The 10,961-nt window shown below is 38.4% G+C and carries 10 protein-coding genes; 5 read left to right on the forward strand and 5 right to left on the reverse strand.

Going from position 1 to position 10,961, the window contains the following annotated elements:
* Positions 1 to 84 precede the first annotated feature (84 nt).
* The 4 genes from IQ264_RS28675 to IQ264_RS28690 all read left to right on the forward strand — a co-directional run bounded on the left by IQ264_RS28675 (position 85) and on the right by IQ264_RS28690 (position 2,479).
* Positions 85 to 279, forward strand: a complete 195-nt coding sequence (locus IQ264_RS28675) for a chlorophyll a/b-binding protein (protein ID WP_193985431.1) — start codon at positions 85 to 87, stop codon at positions 277 to 279.
* Between the two features lie 196 nt (positions 280 to 475).
* The gene (locus IQ264_RS28680) at positions 476 to 778 is read left to right on the forward strand and encodes a hypothetical protein (protein WP_413470375.1); all 303 of its coding nucleotides are present in this window, start codon (positions 476 to 478) and stop codon (positions 776 to 778) included.
* A 152-nt stretch (positions 779 to 930) separates the two neighbouring features.
* Positions 931 to 1,380 (forward strand): heavy metal-responsive transcriptional regulator, encoded by a 450-nt coding sequence (locus tag IQ264_RS28685; protein WP_193985433.1) that lies wholly within the window; start codon positions 931 to 933, stop codon positions 1,378 to 1,380.
* Positions 1,355 to 2,479, forward strand: coding sequence for a WD40 repeat domain-containing protein (locus IQ264_RS28690; RefSeq protein WP_193985435.1), 1,125 nt, complete (start codon positions 1,355 to 1,357; stop codon positions 2,477 to 2,479). The genes IQ264_RS28685 and IQ264_RS28690 overlap by 26 nt, the downstream gene beginning before the upstream one ends.
* Here IQ264_RS28690 and IQ264_RS28695 read toward each other — a convergent pair.
* From IQ264_RS28695 to IQ264_RS28715, 5 genes are all read right to left on the reverse strand, one after another.
* Positions 2,421 to 2,675, reverse strand: coding sequence for a hypothetical protein (locus IQ264_RS28695; RefSeq protein ID WP_193985437.1), 255 nt, complete (start codon positions 2,673 to 2,675; stop codon positions 2,421 to 2,423). The two genes, IQ264_RS28690 and IQ264_RS28695, sit on opposite strands and share 59 nt — an antisense overlap.
* An 82-nt stretch (positions 2,676 to 2,757) precedes the next feature.
* Positions 2,758 to 2,970: a hypothetical protein gene (locus IQ264_RS28700; protein ID WP_228061897.1), complete on the reverse strand. Its 213-nt coding sequence runs from the start codon at positions 2,968 to 2,970 to the stop codon at positions 2,758 to 2,760.
* Between the two features lie 4 nt (positions 2,971 to 2,974).
* Positions 2,975 to 3,322 carry a GIY-YIG nuclease family protein gene (locus tag IQ264_RS28705; protein ID WP_193985439.1) on the reverse strand — a complete coding sequence of 116 codons (348 nt, stop codon included), beginning with the start codon at positions 3,320 to 3,322 and terminating at the stop codon, positions 2,975 to 2,977.
* Between the two features lie 13 nt (positions 3,323 to 3,335).
* Positions 3,336 to 8,057 carry a PAS domain S-box protein gene (locus tag IQ264_RS28710; RefSeq protein WP_193985442.1) on the reverse strand — a complete coding sequence of 1,574 codons (4,722 nt, stop codon included), beginning with the start codon at positions 8,055 to 8,057 and terminating at the stop codon, positions 3,336 to 3,338.
* Positions 8,058 to 8,228: 171 nt separating this feature from the next.
* Positions 8,229 to 10,547 carry a response regulator gene (locus tag IQ264_RS28715; protein WP_193985444.1) on the reverse strand — a complete coding sequence of 773 codons (2,319 nt, stop codon included), beginning with the start codon at positions 10,545 to 10,547 and terminating at the stop codon, positions 8,229 to 8,231.
* A gap of 86 nt (positions 10,548 to 10,633) precedes the next feature.
* On the opposite strand from IQ264_RS28715, the gene IQ264_RS28720 reads away from it, so the two are divergent.
* The coding region (locus IQ264_RS28720; protein ID WP_193985446.1) for an LD-carboxypeptidase at positions 10,634 to 10,961 on the forward strand (328 nt) is incomplete at its 3' end.

A 10,961-nucleotide genomic window follows, 5' to 3' on the forward strand; every position in this document is an offset into this window, starting at 1 on the left:
CCCCTGCTCCCCTGCTCTTGCCAAACGTAGATTATTATGTAAATGTAAAGATTTGTTACTGAGTGTGAAAGGATTAGACAGTTTATGGCTAGAGGTTTTGATTCCACAACAACACAACCGCAACCAACCACAACTCCTAGACTAGAGGAGCCAAAATTCGGTTTTAATGAATATGCAGAACGCTTAAATGGTCGAGCGGCGATGATTGGTTTTGCGCTGATTTTGCTGATTGAGTATGTCACAGGTCAAGGGTTATTATCCTGGTTAGGGCTGTATTAAAGTCTGAATTGTAGTTTTTCTGAAGTTTTCCTGAAGAATGTGCGATCGGGAAGCAAAAGTAATAGAGCATGAAGTCAGGGTGTAGGAAAGGTAAATTTTTGCTACTCCCCGACTTCATGTAAGTGAGGGATAGGAACTGCAATAGTAAAACGCTAAGATTGAAGCAAAAGTAGATTACATAGTTGACAGATTACTTATGATGAATGCTGCATGGTTTAGGTTTTTAAGGTCAGCCTACCGCAGAGAACCGATTGTTAGTTTTATGATTACTATTGGGGCGGTGGATGCTGTGATTGGTGGAGTTGGCGATCGCGTATCGTTGCTAACTTTTGGTATGGGAACGGTAGCATTAGCGATCGCATTACGTTGGTTGATGCTTCAGCGTCGTCCAGCAGAAATCCCTACCGAAGCACCCCAAATTTATCTCCCACCCACACCTTCCCAATCTCAGTTACCTAATTTAAATATTCCAAACAAAAAGCGTCCGCCGCGCTCTTAAACTGTTAATTTTAAAGTTGTTAGTGCAGCACAGCAGAAATGATTGAGTAGTTAAATAATAGGTAAAGAGTTGAGCATAAAAGTCTTCTTCCCTTCTGCCTTAAAGCCTTCTGCCTGCTTACTGATCGCTGAATCTAATGACCTAAAATTATCATGAAAACTGTTTTAGGCAAACTGCACAAGATTGGAGAAGTAGCGTCATTTACTGGATTGCCAGTAAAAACGATTCGTTATTACGAAGAACTTGGTTTACTATCACCAGTAGTGACACGCGCTTCCTCTGGATATCGATTGTTTGATTCTCAAGTACTCAAGCGACTGGACTTTATTAAACGTGCTCAGTCTTTGGGCATGAGTTTAAAAGAAATTCAGGAATTTTTAGAAATTCACGATCGCGGTGAGTTACCCTGTCACGAAGTTAAACAACATATTCAGGGGAAACTAGCAGCGATCGATCGACAAATTGCAGCTTTAGAAACTTTGCGATCGGAATTACAAGCACTTCTTTCAGAATGGAAAGAACCAATAACTGAAGATGTAGATGAAATAATCTGCCCTAATATTCAATCACATTTGGATGAAACTTCCGAACATTGCCACTAAATTCTTTCTAGTAGGATGTGCAGTTGCCAGTCTTAGCTGCTACACAATTTTTCCAGATATAAGTAAGGCAAATATTAATACTATTGCCGAAAAACTGCCTCCACCACCTGAGCCACAAGTTCCTATTACTCCTTTGCCAAACCCAGAAAACCCTTGGCAAAGAGTCAGACTTTTACATAATATTAAAGCTCATTGGGGGCCAATTTACGCTCTTACTTTCAGTCCTGATGGCAGATATCTCGCCAGTGGCGGAACTGATATTGATACCAAAATTCGCTTGTGGAATCCGATCAAGGGTAACAAAATTCGCACAATTAATGCTCATAGTAACCGAGTTTTGGCATTAGCAATTACTCCTGATAACCTTACAATTGCTAGCGGTAGCGAAGATGCTACTCTGAATATTTGGAGCTTGAAAAATGGTAAATTAAGCCGGAGTTTAACCCATGAATTTAGCAATATTTTATCTATAGCTATTACTCCAGATGGACAAACTTTAGTCACTGGAGGTTTGGATGGAATCAAATTAATTGATTTAAAAACGGAAAGGTTACTTTATAATCGCGTACCCTTATCTCAACCAATAGTTTACGCGGTGGCACTTAGCCCTAATGGACAAATTTTGGCAACTGGAGGTAGGGATAAAACAATTCAATTATGGAATATTCAAACTAGTCAATTTCTTGGGACTATACCCGGACATCAAGGCGCAATTACTTCATTAGCTTTTTCACCAGATGGTAATATTTTGGTGAGTAGCAGTTATGACCATACAATTAAAGTTTGGAACCTGGCAAATCGCAGATCTTTTACACTGGTTGGTCATCAAGATATCGTAAATTCTGTGGCCGTGCATCCTGATGGGAGGACTGTAGCTAGTGCGGGTAGGGATGGGGTAAGGATTTGGGATTTGCAAACTGGACAGCAGATCCGATCGATCGCGATCGATACAGATTGGGTACAAACTGTCGCTTTTAGTCCTGATGGCAATTTACTGGCGACTGGCGCATTTGATGGCAAACTCAAGATTTGGGAGGGGATTAATCAGAATTTCCCGATCGAGTTTGGAAAACATCAAAAAAAAGAGGGAGGAAATTAATCTCTCCTCCCTTAGTATTTTTCTTGTTTGATTTTTGATTTTGATTTGCTTTTTGGTCTTCGGACTGTTCTTTGAGCTTTTTCCGTAACATCTGTTGTTGCTTCTTCAGTTGTCTCGCTCTTGCAGAACCGCCTTTACCTTTGTCGTTTCTTCCCTCTTTTCGGGGAGATTCCCAACGCTTGAGTTGTCGAGCCATTGTTGTCGCCTTTGATTTAGTTTTGTGTACTTTACTTATTATAACAAATTTCTGCGATCGCTTGATTGGTAAGCAAACGATTTTAAGCTTTTCGATCGGGTTTACAATCGACAAAGCCGATCGCATGAGGATCGAGATAACCTGCGATCGCCATTTCAATCACCGCTTCAACGGGATAATCAATTTCAACAGCACGCGCAACGATCGCATTTTTGATCCGGTCTGGTAACTGCTCTAAAATAATTTTTCCAGCCTTGGGTGTAAGTTGCTCGTACTCCTTCGTTTCTTGCATCATCCATCTACTCCATCGGGATTTGAGCATTGTAGGGCGGTTCTGTCGCTCTCAGGAGCGCAGCCTCTATTTCCGATAATAAAGCTGGATTCCCCCAACGATCCAGTATATAAAAGGTAATTCTCACATCAGTAGGTGAATAGCGATCGAGCCATGCCCAGAAAAAGGCTTTATGTCCACCGTTAAAACGAGTTGCTAAGTTATTTGTTTTGCCAATATACAAAACGCCTTCAATGCGATGACGAACTGCATAAACTCCTGGACGCTTCGGCAAAGAATCAAACTCACGAGTCATTTCAATCGCTTGCTCAAAGTCTGAAAAAGCAAGATAGTTCAAGATTTGGGTTGCATTCATTATAGGATGAGCCTTAATTTTCTGTTAACTCATAAATTTCATCAAAGCAGAAACGCCGCACTAAATCAGTTAATCCTTCGATTAATAAGTGATTAGACGATGGAATTTGAGTAATTAATTGGTTAATTTTTTCGGCATCCACTTCTAAGGATGCTTGGTGTAGTTCTGCGAGCCATTCTGATGGCATACTTGATAAGTCTGAGGGTTTGAGATCTTTGCCGCTGATAGTTTCTTCAGGTTTTTGATTTTCTGATTCTTCGGCGTAAAAGAAGCGCACGCCGATGTGTTCGGTAAGTTTATCAAAAATTACTTGTTCCCGGAAAGGTTTGCTGACAAAATCATCGCAACCTGCGGCTAAAATGGTGGTTCTTTGTTCTTCAAAGGCGCTTGCAGTTAGGGCGATAATTTTAGTAAAAATTGAGTTAGTATTGGCTTTTTTTCTAATTTGCCGAGTGGCTTCGTAACCATCCATAATCGGCATTCGCATATCCATCCAAATCAGGTGAGGTTGCCAATTTTCCCAAGTTGCGATCGCTTCTTCCCCATTGTTAGCGGTGCGAATTTCCAAACCAATACTTCCTAATAGTTGAGCAATTATATCTCGGTTTTCCGATCGATCGTCTACTACTAAAATTCGATAATTAGGTTGATTAGGAGCTATTTTAAGCACTCGTCTATTGGTTAATAATCGCCCTTCTTCTGGGGGTTCAGCTAAAGTAATTTGAATTTCAAAGTTAAAGATTGAACCTACTCCTAAAATACTATTAACACGAATATCACCTCCCATCAAACGAATGAATTGACGGCTAATAGTTAATCCTAAACCTGTGCCTTCTCTCGCTTGAGTTCCACTTGTTGTTTGTACAAAAGGTTGAAATAAATTATCTATTTCTTCTGGGGCAATGCCTCTACCTGTATCTTGAACTTCAAAGTAAAGAGTGACTTGTGTTTGGTTAGTTACTATTGATAATTCTTGGTTTAGATGACTTGAATAAGCGCGGAGAGTTACTTCTCCTGTTTCGGTAAATTTTACGGCATTACTTAATAAGTTTATCAGCACTTGCCGGAGTTTACCTTCATCTGTAAAAACGTATTGAGGTAAATTATTAGCAATATCAAATTGTAAAGTTAATTGTTTGGCTTCGGCGCGGAATTGGAACATTTGTTGCAAAGTTTGTAGCAATCTATGTAAATCGAAGGGTATGGAATGTAAAACAGTTCTTCCCGCTTCAATTTTGGACATTTCTAACACATCATTAATTAAGGTTAATAAATGTTCTCCGCTGCGATTAATTGTGGCGAGAGATTCTCTTTGACGCGCAGTTAAAGCAGCATCTCTTTCCATTAATTGAGCAAAACCTAAAATTGCATTTAAGGGGGTACGCAGTTCATGGCTCATATTTGCTAAAAAAGTGCTTTTAGCATTATTAGCTGCTTCAGCGGCTTCTTTAGCAACTCTTAAAGCTTCTTCAGCTTTATATCTGGCAATACCAATAGCTGTAATTTCGCCGACTAATTTGAGCAAACTAATATCATCTTCGCTCCAATTTTTGGTGGAGTTAACTACATCGGCACCTAAAAATCCGATGACTTTACTAGAGTGAATTAATGGTGCAATTATTAAAGATTGAATTGATTGTAATTGCAACATGGTTTTTTCTGCTGTTGCTTCGGGTGGTAGGTCGGAAATTGAGGAGATTTGAACTACTTGACCGTGAAAAATTTTGTGAGAAAACCAAGGTAAAGTGTTAAAATTTGATAATCTGAGATAATTAGCTAATGGTTGAATTCCCTCAGTACACCATTCATCGAGCAAGGAGATTTGTTTTTGATCTTCTGATAATTGAAAAATACAACTACGTTCTACTCTCAAGAATTGTGCGATCGCTTTCAAAGTAAAATTAAGTGCCGTGTTCACATCTTGGTCGATAAACTGGCGAGAAATAGAACTAACTAAACTTTCTCTTCTTGCCCGACTTTCTAAAGCTTCTTCTGCTTGTTTACGCTCTAATTCTGCACCAGCACGGGCGGCAAAAATTCTTAAAATTAGTTCTCTTCCGGGGTCATTTTTCATAGGATTAACATCCATTACGGCTAAATGACCCAAGATTTCACCTGATGAATTAGTTAAAGGAATTCCTAAGTAGCTTTCTGCGCCAATAGTAGCTAAATCTCGATCGCTAGGAAATAAGTTTTGGATATCTTGTGGATAGTAGCAAGTTTGACCGAATAAAATACTTTCACAGGGCGTTCCGCACAAGTTATATTCAAAATTTTCCCCTAATTTATTTTCTGCCCAAATTGCTAAAGTACGAACTCTGGTTTTAGTTTCATTGGCAAATTCAGTTACTAAAGAGTAACGAACTCTTAATACAGAAGCCAGATAACGAACACAGGAATTAAAGAATTCATCGCCTGTTTTCGCCGCAGTTCCTTCAACAATTAATCTTAAAGCTTGTTCTCTATGTTTGCGCTCAGTAATATCTTCAGAAATACATAATAAGTGTGTAATTCGGTTTTGGCTATCACACAGGGGGAATTTCAAAAGTCTAATTAAAATTTTTTCTTGATTAGCCGTCGTAACTTCCATTTCAGGAATTTCTAATAATGTACCTTGTTTTACTACAGTTAAATCCTTTTCGCGGATAAAGTCTGCTGATGCTTGGGGAATTAATTCATAGTCATTTAAACCAATTGCTCGTTCTTTGGAAGCACCTAAAATCTTTTCGGCATTTTTGTTAATTAATACATAACGGAAGTCATTATTAATATCTTTAGCAAACATTCCTAAAGGAATGTTATTAATAATAGTATCTAAAAATTGTTGAGATTGTTTTACTTCTTCTTCTAATCGTTTGCGATCGCTAATATCCACAATCATAAACTCTAAGCAAGATTCTTCAGTGTTAATTCGTGCCGAAAATAATCCCCAACTAATTCCTCCATCTTGGCGATATAATTGAATTTCAAAATTGCGAATTTCCCCATTTTGTTCCATTTGGGATATCATCCAAGAACGGTCATTGGGATTAACATGAAATTCCCCAGCACGACGTTTACCAATTAATTCCTTAGCCGACTTATAACCGATGATTTCCGCACAGGGTTGATTAGCATCGATAAACAATCCATCTGATAACCGAGAACGTCCAATTCCTACTAAGGAATTCTCAAAAATATGGCGATATTTTATTTCGCTAAGCCGCAAAGCTTCTTCTGATTGTTTGCGATCGGTAATATCTGTTACTACACCTTCTAAACAATTTTCTTCCACATTTAAACGGATAGAACATAATAACCAAAGAAGTGTGCCATTGCGACGGCGAAACTGCACTTCATAGTTGTGCAATTGACCGTTTTGTAGTACTTGATTTACTGCCGATTGGCGATCGCCTTGATGAATGTAAAACTCAGTAGTATATTTCTTTTTAATTACCTGATCGGGAGAACTAAATCCTGTTAGTTCAAGAAATTTTTGATTGGCATCTAAAATTAATCCATCTTCAATTCTGGTCAGAACAATTCCTACCTGAGAGTTTTCAAACAACCGACGAAATCTTAGTTCACTGCGGCGCAATGCTGCTTCTGCTTGTTTACGTTCTATGATATTTTTAGAAAAGCTGAAATCTAATTCTTTCCCATCAAATTCTAAATAGTACGCGGAGACTTCTATCGGAATTAAATCTCCCGTCTTGGAACGCATGAAAGTTTCAAAAGTTAAAGTTCCTTTTTCCTTAAGTTCTCGCCAATGTTCCGGCCAAGCTTCTTTGGGATAATTAGGATCGAGGTCGTGAACTGTTAAACCTAACAATTCTTCTCTAGAGAATCCGACTAATCGACAAGAAGCTTGATTAACATAATAAATTTTTCCCTCTCGATCGCAACAAGCGACATTATCAGAAATTTGATCTAAAGCAAACTGAGTAAACCTCAATCTTTCTTCAGTTTTCTTTTGTTCTGTAATATCGCGAAAACTCCAAACTCGACCAATAATTTCCTGACCTTTCCACTGTGGTTGAGAATATCGCTCAAAAACTCGACCGTCTTTAAACTCTACGAAATCTAAAACTACTGCTTCTGGATGATTAATAAATAAATCCCAAACCTTGGCAAGGAAATATTCTGGATCTTTTGTTTGTGCAGCTAAAAATTGCAGTCTTTCATCTTCTTTACCAGGAAATAACAACTCTTCTGGCATTCCCCACATTTGTAAAAATTTACGGTTATAAAGCGGCGCATTTCGGGCGCGATTTATTACTAAAATTCCATCAGCTGTTGATTCTAGAGTAGCTTGTAATAACGATAAATATTCTTGCTGTTGTTCTTGATTTATGGATTTACTTTTCAGAGTAACATCTTCAATTACTAAAACAATAGCCTCAAAATTATTTTCAATTTCTACATAATTACCAGATATTTTTAAATTTAGTTTTCTATCACCTTGAACAAATTGATATTCTGTTGTTTCATATTGCCTATTTTTAATTTTTATATCAGGATAAGCATCCGAAGTTAGGAAGTTTTCCCCTTGGTGTAAAGGTAATAATTCACGGAAATTACTTCCAACGATTGAAGAATTTGCTCCTATGAGGCGAGTAAAAGCAGAATTACACCATTCTATTTGGTGATTTTTACCTAAAAAAACAACTGCATCTGCGATCGCATTTAGCGCCACATCCATTTTATCAATAGTTGCTTGCAGTTGTTTTACCGACTTTGACTTTCTGTTTCCCATAATTTAGGTTTCCTATTGAAAAGTCAAACAATTTTAGATCTTAGACTTTAGATTTTAAAATGGCAAATTTAAAAACACTCTTATTCTTTCCTTTACCTCCTTAAAATGTAGAGACGTTGTATACAACGTCTCTACAAGCTAAAATTACGCTGTTTGACGCACCAAAGCAGATTACTCTAAAGATTTACTAGCAACTTGATAAAGAGATTGCAGCGTCATTCCCTCAGTTGGATATTCTACAATTGCGAAATTACAACTTACTTGAAAGCGACTACCATCCGGTGCAGAAAAAACTTGTTGCCTGAGATTAGTTAATATATCATTTAAGCGATCGCTCGCTTCCAACTTACTTAAACCCGGCATTCCCACCACAAATTCACCAATTCCCCAATAACCCAAAATCTCATCACCTCGAAAAGCAGATTGAAATAATTGACCCCATCTTTGTAACACTTGATTTCCCACATTATGTCCATACTTAATATTAATTTGACGCAGTTGATAAACACTAAAAAATGCTAAACAAACTGCATATTTATTTGTTGCAGCTTGCTGGAGCAAACTTTCCAAATCTCGACTTGATTTTATCTGATTTAAAACTCCAGTTTGTGGATCTTTAGTTGAAAGCGTTTGCAGTAAACGATTTCGTTCCAAACGATTAGTAATTCTGGTTAATAATTCCACCGCTACTACAGGTTTAAATAAATAATCATCTGCACCAGCAGCAAACACTTGTTGAATAATTTTTACATCTTGATGAGCAGTCAAGAACAAAATTGGTAACTCTTGCCAATTCGGATCGTTACGCACCGCCTGACAAAGTTCAATCCCACTAATGTTAGGCATTTCTACATCTAAAATTAACAAATTTGGGGAGACATTTTTTAACACTTCCCAAAACTTTAAAGGATCGTCCAAACCTGTGATTCTCATTCCCCAAGGCGACAACATTGGAGGTAAAGTTGCCAAGAAAATCGGGTCATCATCTACCACTAATAAATTAATTGTTTGACGACGACTTTGCTGTAAAATTTGCGAAGCTAAATCCCAAATTTGACTTGCTGTTACAGGTTTTGTTAAAAATCCTTTTCCTCCAGAACGCGCCACTGTGATTCTGTCTACCAAACAATCACCAGCAGCGAGGACAATCACGGGAACTACGGGCGTGCGTTGCGCCAAATTTGTTAATAATTCCAAGCTTTTTTGGCGTTGTCCAATATCATCAATACTCAACACTACTAAGTCAGGCGATTTGTTTTGCAACCAATTTTTCGCTGCTTCTAAAGTTGCTACTTGTGACCAATTTTCCCCGGTTGATTGTGTTATTTCTTGTAATTTTTCACCGAGTTCCGGGTTTGGATCGATTAATAATAATCGCGTATCTGTTGATGAATGTTTCAGGGAGACAAAAGGTTTTACATCTAAAGTTTCGGTTTTATTTTGTCCTTTTCCCCTATTTTCAATTCCCTTGGCTAAATCTTCTATCAACGACAAAACTTTGGTTTCTGTAAGTATCCGACCTGACTCCAATAATTGTTCAATTTCTTTAGCAATTAGGGTTCCAGTTTCCCATTCAAACATTCCCAAAACCCCGGCTAATTTATGCGCTTCTTTGCTTGCTGCTAGGCGTAATTCTTCAGCTATTTCTCCTGTTTGAATAGCTGTTGCTGCGGTTTGCAAAACGTCTAAACGTTCTGCCATTAAACTCTGATATTTTTGCCACATTACCTCCATTGCTTGATTAAATTGTTCTTGCACCGATGGTGCGGCATCTAATTTTGAATTGGCATTTTTAGATTTAGCATTTTCACTGTTTGCCTGTTCTGGGTTAAGGCGATATCCTAACCCATAAACGTTTTCAATCCAATTTCCCGCGCCTGTATTTCGCATTTTTTGGCGCAATCCTTTAATATGTGCTTTAACGCTTTCTTCTAATGGTGGGTCGTCGAATGACCAAAGATGTTCGACAATATTGGCGCGACTGAAAACTCGTGAGGGATTTCTTAAAAATAATTCTAAAAGATTGTATTCTTTAGGGGTTAATGGTATAATTTTGTCTTGAAAAGTTACCTGACAACTACTAGGATCTAACTTGAGTTCTCCTACTTGTAAAACAGGCGTGTGGGGAACTTCTCCTCGCCGCAATAATGCTCTAACTCTAGCGTGAAGTTCGGCTAAATCTAAGGGTTTAATTAAGTAGTCGTCTGCACCTGCATCTAAACCACGAATACGATCGCTATTCGCATCCTTCGCAGTCATTAATAAAATCGGAGTGCTGCAACCAGAATTACGTAATTTGCTACATAAACTAATTCCGTCTAATTTCGGCAATCCCACATCCATCAAAATTAGATCGTAAGGCGTACTTTGGACATATTCCCAACCTAATTCTCCATCAGCGATCGCATCTACCAAATAGTGCTGACTAGTAAGAGACTCTAACAGCACATTCGTTAGTACTTCGTCATCCTCAATCAGCAAAATTCTCATCGCTCAAGTTTTTCGCTAGCGGTTAATCCTAAATACAATTAATAATTAACAATTAACACTGAAAAAGACAAGGTTTACCGATTCCAATGATCGAAGTTTGCCAAATTCCCGCCCCTTTGCAACCCGGAGATTTACTCCAAGTCATCGCGCCTAGTGGTGCATTGCGCGAAATGTCAGCGTTTGAAAAAGGTGTGGAAATTTGGCGAAAGCACGGCTACCAAGTCCAAATCTGCGACGGCATCACCGAACGCTGGGGTTACTTAGCTGGTCAAGACCAACATCGCCGCTATCAATTAAAAGAAGCATGGTTTAACCCAGAAGTCAAGGGCATTCTCTGCGCTAGAGGCGGTTTTGGGAGTACTCGGTTGTTGGAGGATTGGAGATGGGGAGATGGGGAGATGGGGAGATGGGGAG

The organism is [Phormidium] sp. LEGE 05292, assembly GCF_015207735.1.
Taxonomy (GTDB): Bacteria; Cyanobacteriota; Cyanobacteriia; order Cyanobacteriales; family Aerosakkonemataceae; genus Floridanema.